At 68.2% G+C, this 24,455-nt stretch carries 23 protein-coding genes and 1 tRNA gene; 17 read left to right on the forward strand and 7 right to left on the reverse strand.

Annotated elements, in window-relative coordinates; all coding sequences use genetic code 11:
• The first annotated feature begins 1 nt into the window (after window position 1).
• Complete coding sequence (locus K6T25_RS04105) at window positions 2–145, forward strand: hypothetical protein (protein WP_222916713.1); 144 nt, start codon at window positions 2–4, stop codon at window positions 143–145.
• A 216-nt stretch (window positions 146–361) separates the two neighbouring features.
• Here K6T25_RS04105 and K6T25_RS04110 read toward each other — a convergent pair whose 3' ends face one another.
• Together K6T25_RS04110 and K6T25_RS04115 are read right to left on the reverse strand one after the other, a co-directional pair.
• Window positions 362–793, reverse strand: coding sequence for a group I intron-associated PD-(D/E)XK endonuclease (locus K6T25_RS04110; RefSeq protein WP_225917802.1), 432 nt, complete (start codon window positions 791–793; stop codon window positions 362–364).
• Window positions 794–1,008: 215 nt separating this feature from the next.
• Window positions 1,009–1,081 (reverse strand) — tRNA-Asp (locus K6T25_RS04115).
• A gap of 289 nt (window positions 1,082–1,370) precedes the next feature.
• Between K6T25_RS04115 and K6T25_RS04120 the strand changes: the two genes are divergently transcribed.
• The 9 genes from K6T25_RS04120 (at window position 1,371) to K6T25_RS04160 (ending at window position 13,295) form a co-directional block, all read left to right on the forward strand.
• Window positions 1,371–1,601 (forward strand): DNA-directed RNA polymerase subunit H, encoded by a 231-nt coding sequence (locus K6T25_RS04120; RefSeq protein ID WP_222916715.1) that lies wholly within the window; start codon window positions 1,371–1,373, stop codon window positions 1,599–1,601.
• Window positions 1,598–3,163, forward strand: coding sequence for a DNA-directed RNA polymerase subunit B'' (locus K6T25_RS04125; protein WP_222916717.1), 1,566 nt, complete (start codon window positions 1,598–1,600; stop codon window positions 3,161–3,163). The genes K6T25_RS04120 and K6T25_RS04125 overlap by 4 nt, the downstream gene beginning before the upstream one ends.
• A gap of 3 nt (window positions 3,164–3,166) precedes the next feature.
• Window positions 3,167–4,996 carry a DNA-directed RNA polymerase subunit B gene (rpoB, locus tag K6T25_RS04130; RefSeq protein WP_222916719.1) on the forward strand — a complete coding sequence of 610 codons (1,830 nt, stop codon included), beginning with the start codon at window positions 3,167–3,169 and terminating at the stop codon, window positions 4,994–4,996.
• Window positions 4,997–4,998: 2 nt separating this feature from the next.
• Window positions 4,999–7,950 carry a DNA-directed RNA polymerase subunit A' gene (locus K6T25_RS04135; protein WP_222916721.1) on the forward strand — a complete coding sequence of 984 codons (2,952 nt, stop codon included), beginning with the start codon at window positions 4,999–5,001 and terminating at the stop codon, window positions 7,948–7,950.
• Window positions 7,943–10,675 carry a DNA-directed RNA polymerase subunit A'' gene (locus tag K6T25_RS04140; protein WP_222916723.1) on the forward strand — a complete coding sequence of 911 codons (2,733 nt, stop codon included), beginning with the start codon at window positions 7,943–7,945 and terminating at the stop codon, window positions 10,673–10,675. Before K6T25_RS04135 ends, K6T25_RS04140 begins: the two co-directional genes overlap by 8 nt.
• A 2-nt stretch (window positions 10,676–10,677) precedes the next feature.
• Window positions 10,678–11,103: a NusA-like transcription termination signal-binding factor gene (locus tag K6T25_RS04145; protein ID WP_222916725.1), complete on the forward strand. Its 426-nt coding sequence runs from the start codon at window positions 10,678–10,680 to the stop codon at window positions 11,101–11,103.
• Window positions 11,104–11,159: 56 nt separating this feature from the next.
• Window positions 11,160–12,044: a mechanosensitive ion channel family protein gene (locus tag K6T25_RS04150; RefSeq protein WP_222916727.1), complete on the forward strand. Its 885-nt coding sequence runs from the start codon at window positions 11,160–11,162 to the stop codon at window positions 12,042–12,044.
• Window positions 12,045–12,234: 190 nt separating this feature from the next.
• Window positions 12,235–12,663 carry a 30S ribosomal protein S12 gene (locus K6T25_RS04155; RefSeq protein ID WP_073306653.1) on the forward strand — a complete coding sequence of 143 codons (429 nt, stop codon included), beginning with the start codon at window positions 12,235–12,237 and terminating at the stop codon, window positions 12,661–12,663.
• Window positions 12,663–13,295 (forward strand): 30S ribosomal protein S7, encoded by a 633-nt coding sequence (locus tag K6T25_RS04160; RefSeq protein ID WP_222916729.1) that lies wholly within the window; start codon window positions 12,663–12,665, stop codon window positions 13,293–13,295. The genes K6T25_RS04155 and K6T25_RS04160 overlap by 1 nt, the downstream gene beginning before the upstream one ends.
• 196 nt (window positions 13,296–13,491) lie before the next feature.
• Here the strand turns inward: K6T25_RS04160 and K6T25_RS04165 are convergent, their stop codons facing one another.
• From K6T25_RS04165 to K6T25_RS04175, 3 genes are all read right to left on the reverse strand, one after another.
• Window positions 13,492–13,827 (reverse strand): DUF7344 domain-containing protein, encoded by a 336-nt coding sequence (locus K6T25_RS04165; RefSeq protein WP_222916731.1) that lies wholly within the window; start codon window positions 13,825–13,827, stop codon window positions 13,492–13,494.
• A gap of 104 nt (window positions 13,828–13,931) precedes the next feature.
• Window positions 13,932–14,582, reverse strand: coding sequence for a ribulose-1-phosphate aldolase (locus K6T25_RS04170; RefSeq protein WP_222916733.1), 651 nt, complete (start codon window positions 14,580–14,582; stop codon window positions 13,932–13,934).
• A complete protein-coding gene (locus K6T25_RS04175) occupies window positions 14,579–15,334 on the reverse strand; it encodes a ribulose-1,5-bisphosphate 5-phosphatase (protein ID WP_222916734.1) in 756 nt (251 codons plus the stop codon). Before K6T25_RS04175 ends, K6T25_RS04170 begins: the two co-directional genes overlap by 4 nt.
• Window positions 15,335–15,502: 168 nt before the next feature.
• Between K6T25_RS04175 and K6T25_RS04180 the strand changes: the two genes are divergently transcribed.
• Window positions 15,503–15,922, forward strand: a complete 420-nt coding sequence (locus tag K6T25_RS04180; RefSeq protein ID WP_222916736.1) for a hypothetical protein — start codon at window positions 15,503–15,505, stop codon at window positions 15,920–15,922.
• Between the two features lie 145 nt (window positions 15,923–16,067).
• Here K6T25_RS04180 and K6T25_RS04185 read toward each other — a convergent pair whose 3' ends face one another.
• Window positions 16,068–16,682 carry a hypothetical protein gene (locus K6T25_RS04185; RefSeq protein ID WP_222916738.1) on the reverse strand — a complete coding sequence of 205 codons (615 nt, stop codon included), beginning with the start codon at window positions 16,680–16,682 and terminating at the stop codon, window positions 16,068–16,070.
• Between the two features lie 36 nt (window positions 16,683–16,718).
• Window positions 16,719–17,483, reverse strand: coding sequence for a DUF5781 family protein (locus K6T25_RS04190; RefSeq protein WP_222916740.1), 765 nt, complete (start codon window positions 17,481–17,483; stop codon window positions 16,719–16,721).
• 175 nt (window positions 17,484–17,658) lie between these two features.
• Between K6T25_RS04190 and K6T25_RS04195 the strand changes: the two genes are divergently transcribed.
• The 6 genes from K6T25_RS04195 to K6T25_RS04220 all read left to right on the forward strand — a co-directional run bounded on the left by K6T25_RS04195 (window position 17,659) and on the right by K6T25_RS04220 (window position 24,432).
• On the forward strand, window positions 17,659–19,851 hold the full coding sequence (locus K6T25_RS04195) for an elongation factor EF-2 (RefSeq protein ID WP_222916742.1): 2,193 nt from the start codon (window positions 17,659–17,661) through the stop codon (window positions 19,849–19,851).
• A gap of 460 nt (window positions 19,852–20,311) precedes the next feature.
• Complete coding sequence (locus tag K6T25_RS04200) at window positions 20,312–20,911, forward strand: amino acid-binding protein (protein ID WP_222916744.1); 600 nt, start codon at window positions 20,312–20,314, stop codon at window positions 20,909–20,911.
• Window positions 20,908–21,882, forward strand: coding sequence for a homoserine dehydrogenase (locus K6T25_RS04205; protein WP_222916746.1), 975 nt, complete (start codon window positions 20,908–20,910; stop codon window positions 21,880–21,882). Before K6T25_RS04200 ends, K6T25_RS04205 begins: the two co-directional genes overlap by 4 nt.
• Window positions 21,883–22,126: 244 nt before the next feature.
• Window positions 22,127–23,392: a translation elongation factor EF-1 subunit alpha gene (gene tuf / locus K6T25_RS04210; RefSeq protein ID WP_222916748.1), complete on the forward strand. Its 1,266-nt coding sequence runs from the start codon at window positions 22,127–22,129 to the stop codon at window positions 23,390–23,392.
• Window positions 23,393–23,707: a 30S ribosomal protein S10 gene (rpsJ, locus tag K6T25_RS04215; protein ID WP_222916750.1), complete on the forward strand. Its 315-nt coding sequence runs from the start codon at window positions 23,393–23,395 to the stop codon at window positions 23,705–23,707.
• A 104-nt stretch (window positions 23,708–23,811) separates the two neighbouring features.
• The gene (locus K6T25_RS04220) at window positions 23,812–24,432 is read left to right on the forward strand and encodes a rhomboid family intramembrane serine protease (RefSeq protein ID WP_222916752.1); all 621 of its coding nucleotides are present in this window, start codon (window positions 23,812–23,814) and stop codon (window positions 24,430–24,432) included.
• Window positions 24,433–24,455: the final 23 nt, after the last annotated feature.

Raw genomic sequence — 24,455 nt, forward strand, 5'->3', positions numbered from 1 at the left:
CGTGAGCGCCGGCGGCGGGGACGGCTCGATCCGAACGAAGCTCGTCGCCGGCGCGGTCGAGAAGCCGGTGCTCGGCGTGTTCGTCGTGGTGATGCTGCTGATGGCCGCCGGGTTTCTCGTCGCGTTCCTGCTGGTTGTCCTCTGACCGACTGATCGACAGTGCCCCATTTTCTAGGGAGGTCTCGCGGTGCGTCTCCGCCAACGGCAGCGTACGGTCGAACGCGGCGTACATCTCCTCGGTGACATCGGCGGTATCGACATGGAGCAGTCAGCACACGATCACTTGCCCCACGGCGGGAGGCTGTAGACTGAGGGGTTAGTGGCCGATCTGGACGTTGCCCCAATAACCTCGGAGAACCGGTTATTCGTACGGAATAGATCCGTCAAATTCGTACTCCTCAGCCCAGTTAATCGAAGGGTGGTCGATATCGGCGGAGAATCGAAGCTCCATCTTCTGTGATGTTGCGTCATCGACCCTGATCCAATAGAACGTTCCCGTCTCTGGATATCGAACGAGAAACGCATCAACCGAATCGGCGTACGTCGTCTCGTGATACGCGCCGTCCCGCGTCGTTTGTGAGTGTGTATTGAACCGTATCGTCTCAGACTTGTTCTGCCAAGCGGTCTTGCACTGAACACGGAACAGTCGGTCTCCGTTGTCGACGATCAGATCGTACGCGTCGTTGTCACCGAACGGGATCGAGACGTTGTATCCGTTCGAGATCAGAGTTCGAAGTGCGTCGGCTTCCGTTTCGTCGCCTACCTGTTTGGTGTTCACCGTTCCATGGGCCATATTCCAGATAGTTTGTCATGGAATATGAAATTGAGATCGGATCTCGCCACAACGAGCGCTTCCGAAGCTGAACGAGGATATGACACACAGGGGGTTCGAACTACGGTTGCATCAGATACCTCTGTTCGTTCAACACTTGAGGTTCGCGCGTACTGTGGATCCGCTGCGGCACGGATAGCTCGCACCGCACATCGTTCAAAACGTGTCGGAAGAAGCGCCCGGAGCGGGATTTGAACCCGCGTCACAACCGTGACAGGGTTGTATGATGGGCCACTACACCATCCGGGCGTGCATCGCGTCGGCGGGTTTCCACCACGCCTCTGCGCATTCATTCCTTTCCCGGGTACGTAATTAAGACTTCTCATCCGATCCCGCCGTGTCCCGCGATACCGTGCGCCGTAACGTTCATATCCGCGGGGACGGATCGGCTACCGTGCAAGCGGTGTGGTGGCCAGCTACCGGTCCCCAACTCGTTTGACAAGCGTTATGTGGCCGGGACGTATATACCGCCGTAGTATCTCGTGAAGACTTCTCCCCAGCAAACACGGCCGCGCGCGACCACGAACTTCCCCAAGCCATGGTAAACGTAAGCGAACACGAACTCGTACCCGATCACACGCTCCTCGAGGACGACGACGAGATCGAGGAGGTGCTCGACGAGTACAACATCAAACGGACAGATCTCCCCAAGATCAAGCGGACGGACCCCGCGGTGCCCGACGAGGCCGAGACGGGCGACGTGATCCGCGTCGAACGGGACTCACGAACCACCGACACGGCGATCGTCTACCGACTGGTGGTAGAATGAACAGGGAGGCACGACGCTCCGTCTCCCGGGAGTACTTCTCCCAGGAGCGGCTCGCGGAGCACCACTTCCGGTCGTTCAACAACTTCCTCGACCGCGGCATGCAGCGCGTGGTCGACGAGAAGGAGACGATCGAGACCGACATCGGCGACAAGGAGGGGCAAGAGCCCGTCTACGTCGAACTCGGCGACGTTCGGATGACGACCCCGCGCGTCCGCGAGGCCGACGGCTCCGAGGAACTGCTGTACCCGCAGGAGGCGCGCCTCCGGAACATCACCTACGCCGCCCCGGTCTTCATGGAGATGAAGATCATCCGCGGCGGCGAGGACGAGCCGGAGACCGTCGTCGACCAGACCGAGACGAAGGTCGGCCGGATGCCGATCATGGTCGGCTCGAACAAGTGCAACATCTCCGGGTTCTCCGACGAGGAGCTCATCGAGATCGGCGAGGACCCCGTCGACCCCGGCGGCTACTTCATCGTCAACGGCTCCGAGCGCGTGCTCATGACCAGCGAGGACCTCGCGCCCAACAAGATCCTCGCGGAGTACGACTCGAAGTACGGCGACGAGATCCAGGTCGCCAAGACGTTCTCTCAGCGCCGCGGCTACCGCGCGCTCGTCCTCTGTGAGCGCAACCGCGAGGGGCTGCTCGAGGTGAGCTTCCCGTCGGTGTCCGGCTCGGTCAACTTCGTCACGCTCGTGCGCGCCCTCGGGCTGGAATCCGACGAGGAGATCGTCCACCGCGTCTCCGACGACCCCGAGATCGTGAAGTTCATGCTGGAGAACCTGGAGGAGGCCGACGTTCAGACCGAGGAGGAGGCCATCGAGACCCTCGGCGAGCGCGTCGCCTCGGGCCAGGGGAAGAACTACCAGCTCAAGCGAGCCAACTACGTCATCGACCGCTACCTCCTGCCGCACCTCCACGAGGAGGGCGTCGAGGAGGAGGACGTCCGCATCAACAAGGCGTACTACCTCTGCCGGATGGCCGAGGCCTGTTTCGAGCTCGCGCTCGACCGCCGCGAGTCCGACGACAAGGACCACTACGCCAACAAGCGCCTCAAGGTCTCGGGCGACCTGATGACGGACCTGTTCCGGACGGCGCTCAACAAGCTGGCGCGCGACGTGAAGTACCAGCTCGAGCGCGCCAACATGCGCAACCGGCAGCTCACCGTCAACACGGTCGTTCGCTCGGACGTGCTGACCGAGCGGCTCGAACACCCCATCGCGACGGGGAACTGGGTGGGCGGCCGCTCGGGCGTCTCCCAGCTCGTCGACCGGACGGACTACATGGGCGTCCTGTCGCACCTTCGTCGCCTCCGCTCGCCGCTGTCGCGGTCGCAGCCGCACTTCGAGGCGCGGGACCTGCACGCGACCCAGTGGGGTCGTATCTGCCCCTCCGAGACCCCGGAGGGCCCGAACTGCGGGCTGGTGAAGAACTTCGCGCAGGCGATGGAGCTCTCCCAGAACGTCGAGGACGAACAGGGACTGAAGCGAGAACTCGCGTCCATGGGTGTCGAGGGGATCCCCGGCATCAAGGGCGTCGACCGCGCGTCCGCGGACGACTAACATATGGCAAGCCAACAACGAGAAGCGAAAGTCTACGTCAACGGGAGCCTGGTCGGGACCCACCCGGATCCGACCCAGCTCGCTGCACAGATCCGTGAGGCGCGCCGCCGCGGCGACGTCTCCGACATGGTGAACGTCTCGGTGAAGGACCGCACCAACGAGGTCATCGTCAACGCCGACGCCGGCCGCGCTCGGCGGCCGCTCATCGTCGTGGAGAACGGGGAGCCGCTCCTCGACGACGAGACGATCGAGGCGCTGGAGGACGGCGAGATCGAGTTCGAGGACCTCGTCGACCACGGCATCGTCGAGTTCATCGACGCCGAGGAGGAGGAGGACATCTACGTCGCCACCGACGAGGAGGACGTCAACTCGCGGACGACGCACCTGGAGATCGACCCGCAGCTCATCTTCGGCATCGGTGCGGGGATGATCCCGTACCCCGAGCACAACGCCTCGCCGCGCATTACAATGGGCGCGGGGATGATGAAGCAGTCGCTCGGACTGCCGTCGGCCAACTACCGCATCCGGCCGGACACGCGCCAGCACCTGCTCCACTACCCGCAGCTGTCGATGGTCAAGACGCAGACCACCGAACAGATCGGGTTCGACGAGCGTCCCTCGGCGCAGAACTTCGTCGTCGCGGTCATGTCCTACGAGGGGTTCAACATCGAGGACGCGCTCGTCATGAACAAGGGGAGCGTCGACCGCGCGATGCAGCGCTCGCACTTCTTCCGGACCTACGAGGGCGAGGAGCGCCGCTACCCCGGCGGCCAGGAGGACCGCTTCGAGGTCCCCTCCCAGGACGTGCGCGGCGCTCGAGGCGAGGACGCGTACACCCACCTCGACGAGGACGGCCTCGTCAACCCCGAGACGAAGGTCGACGAGAACTCCGTCCTGCTGGGGAAGACGTCGCCGCCGCGGTTCCTCGAGGAGCCCGACGACATGGGCGGGCTCTCCCCACAGAAGCGGCGCGAGACCAGTGTCACGATGCGTTCGGGCGAATCCGGTATCGTCGACACGGTCACGCTGATGGAGGGCGAGGACGGCTCGAAGCTCTCGAAGGTCTCGGTGCGCGACGAGCGGATCCCCGAGCTCGGGGACAAGTTCGCGTCCCGGCACGGCCAGAAGGGCGTCGTGGGGCACCTCGCTCCGCAAGAAGACATGCCGTTCACCGAGGACGGGCTCGTTCCCGACCTCGTGATGAACCCGCACGCGCTCCCGTCGCGCATGACGGTGGGCCACGTGCTGGAGATGCTCGGCGGCAAGGTCGGATCGCTGGAGGGACGCCGCGTCGACGGCACGGCGTTCCAGGGTGAAGACGAGGACGCGCTCCGCTCGTCGCTGGAGGAGCACGGGTACAAGTCCTCGGGGAAGGAGGTCATGTACTCGGGCGTCACCGGCGAGAAGATCGAGGCGGAGATCTTCGTCGGGACGATCTTCTATCACAAGCTGTACCACATGGTGAGCAACAAGCTGCACGCCCGTTCGCGCGGGCCGGTGCAGGTGCTCACCCGCCAGCCGACCGAGGGGCGCGCCCGCGAGGGTGGTCTCCGCGTCGGCGAGATGGAGCGGGAGGTGCTCATCGGCCACGGCGCCGCGCTGGCGCTGAACGAGCGGCTGCTCGACGCCTCCGACAAGGAGACGGTGTACATCTCCGAGGAGACGGGGATGGTGGCCGTCGAGGACGTGGAGCAGCGTCGGATCTACGACCCCATCACGGGCGACGAGGACGACATCCACGAGATGGAGATCAGCTACGCGTTCAAGCTGCTGCTCGACGAGATGAAGGCGCTCGGCATTCGACCGACCCTCGAACTTGAGGACGCAGTCTAACTATGGCAGGCCAGACACCCAAAGAGATCGGCGGCATCAACTTCGGGCTGATGGACCCGGAGACGTATCGAGACATGTCCGCGACGAAGGTCATCACCGCGGACACGTACGACGACGACGGCTACCCCATCGACATGGGGCTGATGGACCCGCGGCTGGGCGTCATCGACCCGGGACTGGAGTGCCGCACCTGCGGCAAACACTCCGGGTCCTGTAACGGGCACTTCGGCCACATCGAGCTGGCGGCGCCCGTCATCCACGTCGGCTTCACGAAGCTCATCCGTCGGCTGCTGCGCGCGACGTGCCGCAACTGCGGCCGGCTCGCGCTCACCGAAGAGGAGAAAGACGAGTACAAAGAGAAGCTCGTCCGCACGAAGGATCTGGGCGGCGACCCCACCGACGTGCTGAAGTCGGCGGTCCGACAGGCCCGCAAGGCCAGCACCTGCCCGCACTGCGGCGAGCCGCAGGCGGACATCAAACACGAGAAGCCGACCACCTACTACGAGGTGCAGGACGTGCTCTCGGGCGACTACTCGGAGCTCATCACCCGCGCGATGCAGCCCGACGAGCCCGAGGACGACGACGAGGAGGTCGACGAGAGCGAGGCGATGTCCCCGATGGATCTCGCCGACGAGACGGGCATCGCGCTCGACCGGATCAACGAGATCCTCTCCGGCGAGTTCCGCCCCCGCAAGGAGGACCGCAAAGCGCTGGAGAAGGCGCTGGGCATCGACCTCACCGTCGAGGACATGAACAAGCTGATGCCGAGCGACATCCGCGACTGGTTCGAGGACATCCCCGACGAGGACCTCGAACCCCTCGGCATCCACCCGCAGAAGTCCCGCCCCGAGTGGATGATCCTGACGGTGCTGCCGGTCCCGCCGGTCACCACCCGTCCCTCGATCACGCTGGACAACGGTCAGCGCTCCGAGGACGACCTCACACACAAGCTGGTCGACATCATCCGGATCAACCAGCGGTTCATGGAGAACCGCGAGGCCGGCGCCCCGCAGCTCATCATCGAGGACCTGTGGGAGCTGCTCCAGTACCACGTCACCACCTTCGTCGACAACGAGATCTCGGGCACGCCGCCGGCGCGCCACCGCTCCGGTCGCCCGCTGAAGACGCTCTCCCAGCGCCTCAAGGGCAAGGAGGGTCGCTTCCGCGGCTCCCTGTCGGGCAAGCGCGTGAACTTCTCCGCGCGGACCGTCATCAGCCCCGACCCCACCCTCTCGCTGAACGAGGTCGGCGTCCCCGAGCGGGTCGCCGAGGAGATGACACAGGTGATGAACGTCGCCGAGCGCAACCTCGACCGCGCCCGGCAGTACGTCCGCAACGGGCCCGAGGCCCACCCCGGCGCCAACTACGTCAAGCGGCCCGACGGCCGCCGGCTGAAGGTAACCGAGAAGAACTGCGAGGAGCTGGCCGAGAAGGTCGAGCCGGGCTGGGAGGTCAACCGCCACCTGGTCGACGGCGACATCGTGATCTTCAACCGGCAGCCCTCGCTGCACCGGATGTCGATCATGGCCCACGAGGTCGTGGTCATGCCGTACAAGACGTTCCGGCTGAACACGACCGTCTGCCCGCCGTACAACGCCGACTTCGACGGCGACGAGATGAACATGCACGCGCTCCAAAACGAGGAGGCGCGCGCGGAGGCGCGCGTCCTCATGCGCGTGCAAGAGCAGATGCTCTCGCCACGCTTCGGCGAGAACATCATCGGCGCCATCCAGGACCACATCTCGGGGACGTACCTCCTCACCCACGAGAACCCCGAGTTCACCGAGACGCAGGCGCTGGACCTGCTCCGGGCCACCTCGGTCGACGAGCTGCCCGAGCCGGACGGCACCAACGAGGCGGGCCAGGCGATCTGGACGGGTCGAACCGTCTTCTCGGAGCTGCTGCCCGACGACCTGAACCTCGAGTTCACCTCCTCGACGGGCGACATCGTCCGCATCGAGAACGGCCAGCTCGTCGAGGGGACCATCGACGAGGACGCCGTCGGCGCGTTCGGCGGCGAGGTCGTCGACACCCTCACGAAGGTGTACTCGAAGACGCGTGCCCGCGTGTTCGTCAACGAGGTGGCGTCGCTCGCGATGCGCGCCATCATGCACTTCGGCTTCTCGCTGGGTATCGACGACGAGTCGATCCCGCCGGAGGCGACCGAGCAGGTCGACGAGGCGATCGACTCGGCGTACGAGCGGGTTCAGGAGCTGATCTCGACGTACGAGGGGGGCGATCTGGAGAGCCTGCCCGGCCGGACGATCGACGAGACGCTGGAGATGAAGATCATGCAGACGCTCGGCAAGGCCCGCGACTCCGCGGGCGAGATCGCCGAGGACCACTTCGCCGACGACAACCCGGCGGTCATCATGGCTCGCTCGGGCGCCCGCGGGTCGATGCTGAACCTGACCCAGATGACGGGCTGCGTCGGCCAGCAGGCGGTTCGCGGCGAGCGCATCAACCGCGGCTACGAGGACCGCACGCTCGCGCACTACGAGGCGGACGACCTCTCGGCGGAGGCCCACGGCTTCGTGGAGAACTCCTACCGCTCGGGGCTCACCCCCGAGGAGTTCTTCTTCCACGCGATGGGCGGCCGCGAGGGACTGGTCGACACTGCGGTCCGGACCTCGAAGTCCGGCTACCTGCAGCGTCGCCTCATCAACGCGCTCTCGGAACTGGAGACGCAGTACGACGGCACGGTTCGGGACACCTCCGACACCATCGTCCAGTTCGAGTTCGGCGAGGACGGCACCTCGCCGGTGAAAGTGTCCTCCAACGAGGACACCCCCATCGACATCGAACAGATCACCGACCGCGTCGTCGACGCGGAGTTCGGATCCGAGGAGGAGAAGGAGCGCTTCCTCGGTCGCCGCGAGGCGCCGACGAACCTCTCGGAGTACGCCGGGCCCGGCCTCGACAAGGCGGGCGGCGTGGGGGTGAGCGATGACTGACAGCGGGTCGGTCGACCGCTTCGTCGACGCGCACGACGGGGTCACCGAGGACATCGCGCTGGTCGTCGAGGACACCGAGTTGCCGCGGCGACTGAAAGACGAGATCTACGAGAACATCGACGGGCGCGGCGGCGTGACCGTCGAGCAGGCCAACGAGATCGCCCAGGCCTCCGAGTCGCGCTACCTCGACACGCGCGTCGACCCGCTCGACCCCGTGGGGACCGTCTCCGCGCAGAGTATCGGCGAGCCCGGAACGCAGATGAGCGTCCCCGCGGACGAACGCGTGCTCGTCAGCCGGAACGGCGAGACCGACGTGGCCGAGATCGGACCGCTCGTCGACACGCTGATGGAGTCCCTGGAGGTTCGCGAGATCGACGGCCACGAGGTCGCACTCGCGCCCGAGGGGCTGGAGGTTCCGAGCCTGCGGACGGACGAACAGGTCGAGTGGAAGCCGGTCGAGGAGATCAGCCGGCACGAGACGCCCGAGGAACTGCTTCGGTTCGAGCTGCAGTCCGGGCGGACGATCCGGGCGACGAAGGCCCACTCGTTCGTCACCCGCCGCGACAACGATGTCGTCCCGGTGACAGGAGCAGACCTCGACGAGGGAGACTGGATCCCGGTCGTCGCGGACCTCGACGGAGCCAGCGACGCTCCGGACGCTGTCGACCTTCGAGAGCACCTCTCGGGCGAGAACTACTGGTTCACGTCGACGCTCACCGACGGAGGCGCGACCACCGATGCGACGTTCCCCGCCGGGAACTCGCAGGTCGCAAACAAGCGATCGGCGCTCGACGCCGGCGACATCGAGGAGGGATACGCGTATCCGGTTGGGGGGAGCGTCGGCCTGCCCGAGGAGCTTCCGCTCGATGAGACGACCGGATTCTTCTTCGGCGCCTGGCTCGCCGAGGGGAACGTGACGGAGTACTACACCTCCGTGTCGAACGTCGACGAGACGTTCCAGGAGGGCGTTCGGGCGTTCGCAGAGCGGTACGACCTCTCGGTGAACGAGTACGAGAACACGAGCGGGTTCGCCGACGGCTACGATATCCGTGTGAACGGAACGGTCCTCGCGGACCTGCTTCGCGCGACGTGTATGGACGACGGCGAGAAGGTCGTCCCCGGATTCGCCGTCGGCGCCCCGGACGAGTTCGTCCGCGCACTCCTTTGCGGCTACTTCAGCGGCGACGGCAACGTCGGGTCGAACTCGATCCGGTCGAGTTCCACGAGCGGGCGACTCACCGCCGGCATCGCGCTACTGCTGTCGCGTGTCGGAGTCTACGCCACGCTCGGCCGGACCGACGACTCCCGGACGCTTCGCGTCCCCGCGAAGCACGTCGGACGGTTCCACGATCGCGTCGGGATGGTCGGCGAGCGCGGCGCCGCGCTCGCCGACCTCGCCGACGCGGTCGACGCCGACGGACCGGACACGACCGACCAGGTCCCGAACTTCGGCGACGCGCTGCGCGAGGTCGCCTCGGAGGCCGGCATCCCGAGCCGGCAGGTGAACGCCGCGACGAACCGACAGCGGATCGGTCGGAACCGCCTCGCCCGACTCCTCGAAGAGGCGAAGGAGGCCGGCGTCGATTCCGAGGCGCTCGTCGAACTCGAACGCGCCGTCGACGGAGACGTAGTCTGGGACCGCATCGCCTCGATCGAGACGGTCGAGAGCGACCACGAGTACGTGTACGACTTCTCGGTGGAGGGGCTGGAGACGTTCACCACCGCCGAGGGCGTCGTCACGCACAACACGATGAACACGTTCCACTACGCGGGCGTCGCGGAGATGGACGTGACCCAGGGGCTCCCCCGGCTCATCGAGCTGGTGGACGCCCGGAAGACGCCGGACACGCCGATCATGGTCGTCCACCTGGACGAGGAGCACGCGACCGACCGCGAGAAGGCCCACGAGGTCGTCTGGCAGCTGGAGGCGACGAAGATCCTCGCGCTCGGGGACGTGTCGACGAACGTCGCGGACATGATCGTCCGCGTCGACCTCAACGAGGACACGCTGTTGGAGCGGTGGCCCACCCACGAGGACCCGACGGAGATCGCCGGCATCGTCGCCGACATCATCGAGGACTCGTTGGGCGTCTCCACACGCCACTCGGGCACGGCGATCGAGTTCGGCCCCGACGAGCCGAGCTACCGCGAGCTGCTCCAGCTCGTCGAGGAGCTCCGGGACATCGTGTTCAAGGGGATCGAGGAGGTCTCTCGTGTCGTCATCCGGAAGGAGGAGGTCGACGACGACGGCGACGAGGAGTACGTCCTCTACACCGAGGGGTCGGCGTTCGCCGACGCCCTGGAGATCGAGGGCGTCGACGCCTCCCGGACCACGTGTAACAACATCCACGAGATCTACCGGACGCTCGGCGTCGAGGCGGCCCGCGAGACCATCATCAACGAGACGATGGAGACGCTCGAGGAGCAGGGGCTCGACGACGTGAACATCCGCCACCTGATGCTCGTCTCGGACATCATGACGAACCGCGGCACCGTCGAGTCGATCGGCCGCCACGGCATCTCCGGGTCGAAGGACTCCGTACTCGCGCGCGCGGCGTTCGAGGTGACGGTGAACCACCTGCTCGACGCGGCGATCCACGGAGAGGCCGACGACCTCAACGGCGTCATCGAGAACGTCATCGTCGGGAAGCCGGTGTCGATCGGCACCGGCGACGTGGACCTCCGGATGGGCTCGGCCCCCGACGTGAAGTCCGCGGACGACTGACGGTGCGCGTCGAGATCACCGACGAGGCGCGGCGGTACATCGGGACGTTCGACGAGCTCGTCGGCGTCGCGCCGACGGACTGCCTCGTGGTCGAGGGCGGCGATCGGCTCGTCTTCCTCGTCCCCGCGGGCGAGATGGCCGAGGCGGTCGGCCCCGGCGGGAAGACCGTCGAGCGCGTCGAGGAACAGCTCGGCGCGTCGGTCGAGCTGGTCGAGGACGCCGACACCCCCGAGGCGTTCGTCGCGAACGCGCTCGCGCCGGCGGCGGTTCGGGGCGTGACGGTGAGCCGGCAAAACGACGTCGTCGCGTACGTCGAGGTCGCCGAGGCCGACCGCGGGGTCGCCATCGGCGCCGGCGGCTGCAACATCGAGATCGCGCGGACGCTCGCGAAGCGCCACTTCGACATCGACGACGTGCAGTTAGCCTGAGCCTCCCGTCGGTACGCGCCGACTGTTTTTCCGGCTCGACCGCGAGCCACGGCGGGATGAGGTCGTTCCGGATCGAGGCGCCCGAGCCGGTGCCGGTTCCCGTGCCGGTCGGCACCGCGACGGACGCGCTCGTGAGTGCGCTCGTCACGGCTGGCTGGATGCTCGCGGTCGCGATTCCGGCGTACGCTGTCGGTCGAGTCGTGGTCGTTCCCGCGACCGCCCGCGTCGTCCGCTCGCGGAACCCGCACAACCCGACGATCGTCGACGCGACGCGAACGTACGTGACCGTGCTGGTGCTCGTCGTCGCGGCGATGTTGGGGCTCGTCGCCGGCGGCTACGGGCGGACGCTCGCCAGTTCCACCGTCGTCATCGCCGCCGTGACGCTCGCGGTCGGCATCGCCGGGCAGGACCTCATCGGGTCGCTCGTCAGCGGCCTGTTTCTCGTCGCCGACCCGGAGTTCAACGTGGGCGACTGGATCGAATGGCCCGGCGGCGAGGGTCGCGTCGAGCGGGTCGACTTCCGCTCGACGCGTGTCGGAACCGTGGCAAACGCGGTCGTCACCGTTCCGAACACCGTACTGACGGCCGACGCGGTCGTTCGTCCGTACGCTCGAGGCCACGTGCGGGCGCGGGAGACGGTCCCGGTGGCATACGGCGACGATCTCGCGGGGGCGACGCGGGAACTCGCTGTCGCCGTGGCGACCGTCGAGGGCGTCGCCGACGCCACCGCTCCGAGAGCGTGGATCGAGACGCTCGGCGACGACAACGTGACCCTGACCGTCGAGTACCGGATCGACGATCCGACCGTCTCCCGCGTCAAACACGTCCGCGCGACCGTCAGGGATCGGGCCGTCGACGCGCTCCAGTCTATCGGAGCGACGCCCGGACCGCCGGCCGGTCGCGAACTCTCCGGAGCGGTCACGACGGGTGACTTCGAGTGACCCGTGGCCGGTCGGTGTCGACGACGCTCGCTGCGCGCCGTATTCGAGCGGAAACGCCCGCTGCGCCCGTCGACGTAAGCCGCGAAACGGACGCAGATCGGACGAGAGGTACCGCTAATCGCCTCTCGCGTCGTCTCGCCGTCGCGGAAAGGGAACCCTTAGGTAGCTCCGCTGAAAACCACAGTGCACGATGGCCAACGGCAAATACGCCGCGCGGAAGCTCAAGAAGGACCGCCAGAAGCGGCGGTGGTCCGACTCCGAGTACGCGCGACGCGAGCGCGGTCTCTCCGAGAAGTCCGACCCCCTCGAGGGCGCCCCCCAGGGTCGCGGTATCGTCCTGGAGAAGGTGGGTATCGAGGCGAAACAGCCCAACTCGGCGATCCGGAAGTGCGTCCGGGTTCAGCTCATCAAGAACGGGAAGCAGGTCACGGCGTTCTGTCCCGGCGACGGCGCGATCTCGTTCATCGACGAGCACGACGAGGTCACCATCGCGGGGATCGGCGGCGCGAAGGGTCGCGCCATGGGCGACCTCTCCGGCGTCAACTACAAGGTCGAGAAGGTGAACGGCGTGTCGATGATCGAACTCGTCCGCGGCAACGCGGAGAAACCCGTCCGATAATGAGCGAGTCAGAGCAAGACGCCGACGCCGAGACGTCGGAACCGGACGAGTCCGCCGACTCCGAGGAGGCCGTCGAGAACGCGCTGCTGTTCGGCGAGTGGGACGTCTCGGAGATGGAGTACTCCGACCCGTCCACGCGGAAGTACATGACCGTGACTCCCATCGCGCACACGATGGGTCGCCACGCGTCCAAGCAGTTCCAGAAGTCCGAGATCTCGCTGGTCGAGCGGCTCATCAACCGCCTGATGCAGACCGACGAGAACACCGGCAAAAAGCAGCAGGCCCAGCGCATCGTCCGCGACGCCTTCGACACGATCCACGCGCGCACCGAGGACAACCCGGCGCAGGTGCTCGTCGAGGCCGTCGAGAACGCCGCCCCGCGCGAGGAGACCGTCCGTCTGAAGTACGGCGGCATCTCGGTCCCGAAGGCCGTCGACGTCGCGCCCCAGCGCCGCGTCGACCAGTCGCTGAAGCTCATCGCCGAGGGCGTCCAGGGCGCCAGCTACAAGACGACGACCAGCGCCGCCGACGCGCTCGCGGACCAACTCGTCGGCGCCGCCCGCTACGACGTCCAGACGTACGCCATCTCCCAGAAGGAGGAGGCGGAACGCGTCGCCGCCGCCGCGCGCTGACCGCGACGGCACCGACGCGACACTCGCGGCACGGCCGCCGCGTCCGCTCCGTTTCGCGTTCGTCGGCAGAACTCACCCGCGAGCGACCGCGTTCGATCCGCTCCGTGCGCGCATCGGCTCTCTCCGTGCGCGCAGCGTCCCGCACACCGTCGCTCGATTCGAACCGCTCACGGAGGGTCGGTCGGCCGATACCCGGTCAGCGCTCGGGCCCGCAGATGTCGTCGAGGGACCGAACGGACCGGAGGAGCGGTCGAACCCGATCGTACGCGGGGCCACACGAGACCGTCCCCGCGTCGCGGTTCCAGTCGATAACGTTCGAGTCGGCGAGCTTCGGGAGGTGGACGTGTCTGAGATGGAGAGACAGCGCGTCGATGTCTTCCTCCGGTCCGGCGATGTCGTCGGGAACGGACACGGCTCCCTCGGACGGCGACCGGTCGGCCAACTCGAAGAGGAGCCGCCGCCGGGGTTCGTCCGCGAGGAGTTCGAACCACGTGTCGTACGTTTCCGCCGACACGTGCGTGTCCTCGGACATGAGTCCGAGAACACGTTGTAAGCACTTTGCCGTTTCGGCTGTATCTGCCGGAACCCAACCGCGACGGCGACCTCGATCGAGCGTCGCGACGGCGTGCCCGCCGGCTACTGCCCGTAGCCGTCGAACTGCTCGATGGCGGTGTCGAGTTCCGACTCCGGGAGTTCCGTCGGCTCGCCGACGGCAGACGACTGAAGATACAGCCGCGAGAGGTCCTCGACGTGGGTGGTGTGCTCCAGCGCCGTCTCGATGTCGTCGGCAGTGACGACGACCCCGTGGTTCTCGATGAACGAGGCCGTGGCGTTCGCCTCCTCCATCGCGGCGACGACGTTCGCGGCGAGTTCCTCGGTGCCGTAGGGGGCGTACTCGGCGACGGGAACCCGCTTGCCGACGGCGACGATCATGTAGTGGATCGGGGGGAGCTCCTCGTGAAGCACGGCCATCGTCGTCGCCCACGGCGAGTGGGTGTGGACGATCGCGTCGGAGCCGTAGCCGCGGTAGATGTGGCGGTGCATCGGCACCTCGCTCGAGGGCTTCATCCGGCCGGCGACTCGTTCGCCGTCCAGATCCACGACCGGCACGTCGGCGGCGTCGAAGGCGTCGTAGGCGACGCCGGTCGGCGTGACGGCGAAGCGGTCGCCGTCGCGGACGCTGAGGTTCCCGGTCCGCCCGGGCGTGAGCCGCGCGAGTTCGGGCGCGTGCTCGACGACGGCCTCGCGGGCCCCACGGAGAACCGCCGGGTTCGCCTCGTCGCTCACAGCGCCACCTCCGTCACCGCGGCCAACGAGTCCAGGCGGTAGTCCGGCGTCCGGATATCGTTCGGGTCGGCCGCGGTGCCGCCGGCGTCGGCGGCGTCCGCGTCGCCGGCTCCTCCGTCGGCATCGGCGTCCGGTCCGTTGAACAGCGCCGTTTCCATCCCGAGCGCGTTGCCGCCCTCGATGTCGTTTACGGGCGAGTTGCCGACGACGAGCGCCTCCGAGGGCGTTCGGTCGAGCCGGGCGAGCGCCGTCGTGAAGACCGGCGCCGCCGGCTTCTCGCGGCCGACCTCCTCGCTGGTGACGAGCGCGTCGAGGCGGTCGTCGATCCCGAGGCGCGCGAGTTTGCGCAGTTGGACGCGCGTCGTGAGGTTCGTCACGACCGCCACGTCGACGCCGGCGTCCCGGAGCGCATCGAGGGCGGGGCGAGCGTCGTCGAAGGCCGTCATCTCCGCGAGGTACGCGTCCCAGTAGGCGTCGCCGAGCGCGCGCGCGAGGTCGGCGTCGAACGACCCCGGGAGGTCCGCGACCAGCCGCTTGTAGTAGATGTGGCGGCTGTGGCTGCTGGCGGTAGCCCCGACCTCGCGTTTGGTCGCGCTGCGAGCGCACGCGCGTCGCGCCTCGAACGCGTCGGCGTCGAGGCCGCCGCCGCGGTCGCGGTACGTCTCGAAGGCGGCGCGCGTGCCCGCCTCGTTACACGGGCCGTACGGGTAGAGCGTGTCGTCAAGATCGAACAACACGGCGTCGACAGCCATGCCCAGTGCTGCGTCCCCTCGCCGCATAGGTGTTCGGTCCCCATCGACGTCGACCGGGACCGAGCCGGTCCCCGAACCGACGCCACCGCTCACCCTCGCGTTCGCGATGGTATCGTTAGTGATACCCGGAGGACGAGACATTTACCCGGGGAACGCGGTGGCTCGCGCATGGAACCGGTCACCCGCCCGTTCGTGGGTGTCGTCGTCGCGGTGCTCGCGGGCGCGGCCGCCGGCGTCCCGTTCCTGCGGACCGTGGCGGCCCGCCGGGCGTTGCGGCCGTTCGGCGGCGGTCCGGACGGCGACGACCCGTACGCTGCGGCGGGCGTGTTCGTCGGGCTCTCGACCGCGTACGCCGGGCTCGTGGTTCTCTCGGGTGAGACCGCCGTCGACGCGGGACCGTTCGGGCTCACGGTGACGCTGCTGCTCCCGTTCGGCTTCGGCGTCGCCGCCGCGACCGTGTGGCTGCCGTCGGTCGGGATCGAATGGCGGCCGACCGGTGAGGCACGCACGGACGCCACGCTCACGTTCACGGCGTTTCTCGCGACCCTCACCGCGACGGCCGCTGGCGGGTGGCTGTTGCTCGGGTGACCCGTCGAGCACGCGGTCGGCGCCCGGGGGACCCGGTCGGCGACGAACGTTCAAGTACTGAAACGGCACCAGTGGGGACCACGGGCGATGGGCGCGCCCGTCCGGCTCGCGAGCCATATCGGTTCCCCGAAGATAACCGTCGGTTTCAGGCGGACCGGCGGCCGAGCCGCCCGAACGCCAGCACGCGGCCGCCAGCGAGGAGCGCGAGGCTCGTCCCCGTGACCAACAAGAACGGGACGTAGTCGCCGCGGGCGTTCGCGGCGAACACGCCGACGGCGAGGACGGCGCCGACCACGCCGACGGTCGCGAGTCCCGACCCCGCGCCGACGTGCCAGCCGTCCCGCGCGCCGCGGGACCGGGCCGCCGATCCGCCGATCGCGGCGACGGTCGCGAGGGCGGCGAGGAAGCCGGCGAACGCCGCGTCGTAGGCGCCCGAAGTCGGGAACGTCGGGAGGACCGGTTCGAGCCAGTCGAACGCGACGACGAGGAGGTACCCGGGGACGCCGAACGGCGGCAACGGCACCGCGTACAGGAGCGCGTACAGCCCGACGACGACGACGGCCGCGGCGACCCAGTCGCGCAGGAGCGTCACCGGCGCGTACGGCGGTCGAGTCGTCCCGCCGCCGTCGGTCACGGGCGGGCTCGGAGCGACCGTGTCGCCGTCCGGTCGGTCGGCTCCGGTGGACTCCGTGGAGGGGTCGGATCCCATGGCCGACCCTTCGCGGTCGCTCGCGAAGTAGCTACCGCCGTCACCCACCATCGGAGTCCTCGGTTCCGTCGGGACCCGTCCCCGTGATCAGTCCGCGGCGGCCGAACCGCCGCCCGCGTCGACGGCGTACAGCCGCGCGGCGTCGACCAGCGCCTTGCGGTACTCCGACTCCGACGGGTCCGCCGCGAGCGACCGGAACAGCCGAGTGAAGCCCTGCACGTCGACCTCCGGGGCGTCGTCGGCGGCGGCGTGGACCAGATCGTACAGGCGATGTCCCTCGTCGACGAGACCGTGGCGTTCGCACATCGCCAGCGCGAACGCGGCGTTGACCGCGGTGATGTCCGGGTCCGAGCCGGGCGTCATGCGTCGCGAGTCGGGATGGGGGTGATCGCGCGGGCGGTCGGCGACGGCCGCGGCCAACTGCGACTCGAAGAACGTCGCCAGCTTCTCGCCCGGGCCGACGGAGAGCGTGATGTCGTCGGCGTACACGTCCTTCATGTGGTTCGCGATCTGGTAGCAGTGGTGCACCTTCCGGCGCTCGACCGACGCCCCCGACAGCGCGAGAAACAGCGCCTCGTCCGTCGACTGGTGGTGCGACGGGTGCGGCTCCTCGTAGCGAGCCATGTGCGACAGCTCGTGGAGCGCGAGCTCGCGTGCCATCGCCGAGGTGGCGGCCTTCCGGGAGACGTTGAGCACGTGGCGGTCGTCGTAGTGGCCCGCCCACGTCCGCTCGTCGGGATTCTCGCGAACCTGGACCTCGACGGGAAGCGAGAGGTCGTGTTCGGTCTCGAACAGCGTCGCCGCCCCGAGGAAGGGGTCGGGCGGGACGGCGCCGCGGACTCGGATATCCATGTGTGTGATTGGCATGGTCCGGATCGATTTGACTCTTGTGCCGATCGAGTGGGCGCACGACGGCGATCGAACCGACCCACGAGACGGCGTACCACGCGGTGTGGCCCGTGGATTCGAGGGTTTCGGCGTCGGCAAAGCACTACCCTTTTGACCGGGCGGAGAATACCGGTCGGTAATGGGCCGACGAAAGAAAATCGTACAGGAATGTGAGGAACTGATGGATCAGCCGGAGCAGATCCGGAACATCGCCATCGCTGCTCACGTCGACCACGGGAAGACGACACTGACGGACAACCTGCTCGCCGGCGCGGGCATGATCGCCGACGCGGACGAGGCGACGCAGCTCGTGATGGACACCGAGGAGGACGAGCAGGAGCGCGGGATCACCATCGACGCGGCGAACGTCTCGATGACACACGAGTACGAGGAGGAGAACCACCTCATCAACCTCATCGACACGCCCGGCCACGTCGACTTCGGCGGGGACGTGACCCGCGCGATGCGCGCCGTCGACGGCGCGCTGGTCGTGGTCGACGCCGTCGAGGGCGCGATGCCCCAGACGGAGACCGTCGTCCGGCAGGCGCTCCGCGAGGGCGTCAAGCCGGCGCTGTTCATCAACAAGGTCGACCGCCTCATCTCCGAGCTCCAGGAGGGGCCCGAGGAGATGCAACAGCGGCTTCAGGCGGTCATCTCCGACGTGAACGAGCTCATCCGCGGGATGACCGAGGAGATGGACGACATCGAGGAAGACTGGACCGTCTCCGTCGAGGAGGGTACCGTCGGGTTCGGCTCGGCGCTGTACAAGTGGGGCGTCTCGCTCCCGTCGATGCAGCGCACCGGCATGTCGTTCGGCGACATCATCGAGCTGGAACAGAACCACGAGCGGCAGGAGCTCCACGAGCGCACGCCGCTGTCGGACGTCGTGCTCGACATGGTCGCCGAGCACTTCCCGAACCCGCTGAAGGCGCAGCCGTTCCGCGTCCCGCGCATCTGGCGCGGCGACGACGAGTCCGATGTCGCCGAGAGCATGCGAACCGTCGACCGCGACGGCGACATCGTCTTCATGGCGACCGACATCGGGATGGACCCGCACGCCGGCGAGATCGTGACGGGTCGCGTCTTCTCGGGCACGCTCGAGAAGGGCCAGGAGCTGTACGTCTCCGGCACCGCGGGGAAGAACCGCGTCCAGTCGGTCGGGATCTACATGGGCGGCGAGCGCGAGGAGCTCGACCGGGGCGTCCCCGCGGGCAACGTCGCGGCCGTCACCGGCCTGAAGGACGCCATCGCGGGCTCCACGGTCTCCGACAAGGAGATGACGCCGTTCGAGTCGATCGAGCACATCTCCGAGCCGGTCATCACCAAGAGCGTGGAGGCGAAGTCGATGGACGACCTGCCGAAGCTCATCAAGACGCTCCAGCAGGTCGCCAAGGAGGACCCGACCATCCGCGTGGAGATCAACGAGGACACGGGCGAACACCTCATCTCCGGGCAGGGTGAGCTCCACCTCGAGGTCATCACCCAGCGCATCCAGAAGAACCAGGGCATCCCGGTGCAGACCGGCGAGCCCATCGTGGTGTACCGCGAGCAGCCGCAGGAGGGCTCTCGCGAGGTCGAGGGCGTCTCGCCGAACCGTCACAACAAGTTCTACATCACCGTCGAGCCGATGGCGGACGACGTCGTCGAGACGATCCAGCGGGGTGAGGCGTCGATGGACATGCCCGAACTGGAGCGCCGCGAGGCGCTGCAGGAGGCCGGCATGGACAAGGACACGTCCCAGAACGTGGAACACATCCACGGGACGAACGTCCTCATCGACGACACGAAGGGGATCCAGCACCTGAACGAGACGATGGAGCTGGTCGTCGAGGGCCTCGAGGACGCGCTCGACGACGGTCCTCTCGCCGCCGAGCCCGTGCAGGGCGCACTGTTGCGCCTGCACGACGCGCGGCTGCACGAGGACACCATCCACCGCGGCCCGGCGCAGGTCATCCCCGCCGTCCGGGACGCCGTCCACCGCGCGCTCATCGACGGCGAGATCCGCCTGCTCGAGCCGATCCAGGACGTCCGCATCGACGTGCCCAGCGAGCACATGGGGAACGCCTCCGGCGAGATCCAGGGCCGCCGCGGCCGCGTCGACGACATGTACCAGGAGGGCGACCTCATGGTCATCGAGGGCATCGCGCCCGTCGAGGAGATGATCGGCTTCTCCAGCGACATTCGCTCGGCCACCGAGGGCCGCGCCTCCTGGAACACGGAGAACGCGGGCTTCCGCGTGCTGGTCGACAACCTCCAGCGCGAGAAGATCATGGAGATCCGCGAGCGCAAGGGCATGAAGCTGGAACTGCCCCAGTCGATCGACTACATCTGAGGTAGCGCACCGGCCGGCGCGGTCGGAACCCGCTTTTCTCTCTCGTTCTCGCTCCCGGCGGGTCGCGCCGGCAGGAGCCGTCGGTTCGGTCGGCCGCGACTCCGTCGAACCGTCGATGGCTCCGTCGGTCCGTCGAACCGTCGACGATACCGCCGATACGCCGATGGACCGTCGGCTGATTCACAGGATCGTTCACACACTGGCAAGCATCGCCACGGTGGAAGGCTTATCATCTCCCCGTCTACACAGGGCAAGTATGCCAAGTGGCACGACCCACGGTCGGCGCGACGGCTGCGAACGAGCGACCCAGCCCCGCACGCCGATCACAATTATCGGGTCCGGAGCCACACCCCCCGGCGGAACACGGTCGACGGCGGACACGAGCGGCGAGGCCGGCAGTCGTCGCGTCGGCGACAGCGCCCCGGCGGGGACGGACGCGGCCGACCGGAGGGCACGGTAGATGCCCTCCGAGTCGACGCCCGCCTCCGGCGAGCAGCCGGTGGCGTCCGAGGAGGCCCCGGAGACGGACGGCGGCCACAAGACCGAGTTGCAGGCACACACCATCAGGCTCGAGTTGGTCGACGAACCCGGACAGCTGCTGGCGGCGCTGAAGCCCATCGCCGACCACGGCGCGAACCTGCTGTCGATCTTCCACGAGCGCGGGAGCCTCACGCCGCGGGGCCGGATCCCCGTCGAGGTCGACATCGAGTGTCCGCCGGACCGCTTCGAGGGGCTCCTCGCGGACCTCCGCGACCGCGGCGTCAACGTGATCCAGGCCGACGCCGAGGAGTACGGCGACGAGGTGACGGTCGTTCTCGTTGGCCACCTCGTGGACACGGACCTGTCGGACACGCTCAAGAAGATCCAGGACTGCTCGGGGGCCTCGGTCGCCGACATCGACCTGTCGGCGCCGGCGGGCGCCGGCTCGTCGGCACACTCGAGCGCCCGGCTCCGCCTGCGGGCACACGCCGGCGAGACGGCGCGCGTCGTCGAGACGGTCCGAGAGGTCGCCGCCGAGAAGGACATCGACGTCATCGCGCCCCTGGAGGGCAGCCGATGAAGCTCTGCGTCCTCGGGGCCGGCGCGGTCGGCCGCTCGGTCGCGGAGCTGGCACCCGAGTACGGCCACACGGTGACGGCGCTGGCCGACTCCTCGTCGGCGGTCCTCGATCCGAACGGCGTCGACGTGGAGACGGCGCTCGCGCGCAAGGACGCCGGCGAGGCGCTCGGCGGCGACGACCCCGGCGACGCGCTCGCCGCGGAGTACGACGTGCTCGTGGAGGCGACGCCGACGACGCTCGGCGACGCCGAGCCGGGGTTCTCGCATCTGCGCACCGCACTGGAGCGCGATAACCACGTCGTGCTCGCGAACAAGGGCCCGGTCGCCGAACGCTACGCCGACGTGCGCGCGCTGGAGGCCGACTCCGCGGGCGAGGTGTACTTCGAGGCGACCGTCGGCGGCGCCATCCCGGTGTGTGCGACCGTCGACGACCTGGGGGCCGAGCACGTCTCGGCGGTCCGCGGCGTGCTCAACGGGACGGCGAACTTCGTGCTCTCGCGGATGGCCGCCGAGGGACTCGACTACGACCACGTGCTCGCGGAAGCCCAGGATCTCGGCGTCGCCGAGGCGGACCCATCCTTCGACGTGGAGGGCACCGACGCGGCGCTGAAGTGCGTCATCCTGGCGAACGCGCTGCGCGAGGCCGACTGCGACTCCCTCGAGGAGCTTCGGGAGGTCGAGGTGACACTCGCTGACGCCGACGTGGAGGGGATCCGCGACATCCCGGGCAGCGCCCTGGAGTTGGCCGCCGAGGACGGCCGGACCGTTCGGCTCGTCGGCGAGGCGACCCGCGACGGCGTCAGCGTCGGCCCGCGACTGATCCCCGAGAACGGGACGCTGTCGGTGACGGGCACCCGAAACATCGTCGAGATCGACCACGAGTACGCGGGCGGACTCGCGATCTCCGGCCGCGGCGCCGGCGGCGAAGAGACCGCGAGCGCGGTGCTGGCCGACGTGGCCCGTCTGGAGTAGCCGGGTCGAGCGACCACCGGGCGACTCCCAGCGGGGCGATCGAACGACCGACAGCGGAGCCGCCGGTCGCCGACTGTCGCAGCCGCCGCGGTCGTCGACCGGCCGTGCAAATCCGACACACGGCACGGACACACACGCAAAATCGCATGAGGGCGCAGGGATACGCTGCTGAACGTATCGAAATGGTTTTAGGGCGTTCGGACGTTACAAGACCTTACAGAGCGCCTCAGCGCGTGATTCCACTATGAGCGACAAACCCCACCAAAATCTGGCCATTATCGGCCACGTCGACCACGGGAAGTCTACGCTCGTCGGGCGGCTCCTCTTCGAAACAGGGAGCGTCCCCGAGCACGTAATCGAGCAGCACCGAGAGGAGGCCGAGGAGAAGGGCAAGGGCGGCTTCGAGTTCGCCTACGTCATGGACAACCTGGCCGAGGAGCGAGAGCGCGGTGTCACGATCGACATCGCCCACCAGGAGTTCGACACCGACGAGTACTACTTCACCATCGTCGACTGCCCGGGCCACCGTGACTTCGTGAAGAACATGATCACGGGCGCCTCGCAGGCCGACAACGCGGTGCTCGTCGTCGCGGCCGACGACGGCGTCGCGCCCCAGACCCGCGAGCACGTCTTCCTGGCGCGCACGCTGGGCATCAACGAGCTGATCATCGGGATCAACAAGATGGACCTCGTCGACTACGACGAGGGCAAGTACAACGAGGTCGTCTCCGAGGTCGAGGACCTGCTCAACCAGGTCCGGTTCGGCACCGAGGACGCGAGCTTCATCCCGATCTCGGCGTTCGAGGGCGACAACATCGCCGATCGCTCGGACAACACGCCGTGGTACGACGGCGAGATCCTCCTGGAGGCCCTCAACAGCCTGCCGGAGACGGAGCCGCCGACGGACGCGCCGCTTCGGCTGCCCATCCAGGACGTGTACACCATCTCGGGTATCGGAACCGTCCCCGTCGGACGGATCGAGACCGGCGAGATGACCCCCGGCGACAACGTCTCCTTCCAGCCGTCCGACGTCGGCGGCGAGGTGAAGACGGTCGAGATGCACCACGAGGAGGTCGACTACGCGGGGCCCGGCGACAACGTCGGCTTCAACGTCCGCGGCGTCGGCAAGGACGACATCCGCCGCGGCGACGTCTGTGGTCCCGCGGACGACCCGCCGTCGGTCGCCGAGACCTTCCAGGCGCAGGTCGTCGTCATGCAGCACCCGTCGGTCATCACGGCCGGCTACACGCCCGTCTTCCACGCCCACACGGCGCAGGTCGCGTGTACCATCGAGTCGCTCGACCAGAAGCTGGACCCGTCCAGCGGCGAGGTCGACGAGGAGAACCCGGACTTCATCAAGTCCGGCGACGCGGCCATCGTGACGGTGCGCCCACAGAAGCCCCTCAGCATCGAGCCGTCCAGCGAGATCCCGGAGCTGGGTTCCTTCGCGGTCCGCGACATGGGTCAGACCATCGCGGCCGGCAAGGTGCTCTCCGTCAACGAGCGGTAAATGCCCGAGCAACAAGCGCGCGTCCGACTCGCGGGCACGAGCCCCGACGACCTGGACGCCATCTGCGACGACGTCCGCGAGATCGCGGACAAGACCGGCGTGGCGCTGTCGGGCCCCATCCCGATCCCCACGAAGACGCTCGAGGTCCCGTCGCGAAAGTCCCCGGACGGCGAGGGGACGGCGACGTGGGAGCACTGGGAGATGCGCGTCCACAAGCGGCTGATCGACATCGACGCCGACGAACGCGCGCTCCGTCAGCTCATGCGGATCCAGGTCCCGAACGACGTCTCCATCGAGATCGTCCTCGAGGACTGACCTGAGGCGCACCGGACCACACGGTCCGATATCTGACGCCGATCTCTCCGTTTTCCGCTCCGTAGCGACGCCACCGTTTTGCGCCACCGGCGCCAGCGATCGGTATGGACCCTCCGGCGGCGTCGGCACGGTCCCGCTCGAACCCGCTGCGTCCGGTCGCCGAGACGCTGGCGGCGATGGCGGTCGTCTCCGGCGCGTTCTGGCTCGTCGGAGCCGTCGCGAGGCCGCTGGCGAGCTCGCTGTTCGTGCTGTCGACGCCGGTGGTCGTACGGCCGTGGACGCTGGTGACGAGCGTGTACGCCCACGCCGGGCTCGGGCACCTCCTCGCGAACGCCGTCGTGGTGGCGGTCGCCGGCCTCCCGGTGGCCGCGAATACGACCCGGGCGCGGTTTCACGCGTTCGTGCTCGCGACGGGCGCGCTCGCCGGGCTCGCACAGGTGTGGCTCGGCGGCCTGCTCGCTCCGTCCGGTGTCGGCGTCGTCGGCACCAGCGGCGCCGCGTTCGCGCTCGTCGGCTACGTCGTCGCCGCCAACCCGGCCGTCGACGCGCTCGGACGGCTCGCCCGACGACTGGACGCGCCGCCGCGCGTCGTGGTCGGTGCCGTCGCCGTCCTCGCGCTCCTCGTCGCCGTCGCGTTCAGCGGCCCCGGAAGCGCGCTGATCGCCCACGTCGTGGGGCTGGCGTGCGGGCTGGGGGCCGGTCGGCTGCGGCTGCTTCGTGTGTGAGGAACGCACGAGGGAGGGTCGAA

Source organism: Halobaculum rubrum (assembly GCF_019880225.1).
Classification (GTDB): Archaea; Halobacteriota; Halobacteria; order Halobacteriales; family Haloferacaceae; genus Halobaculum; species Halobaculum rubrum.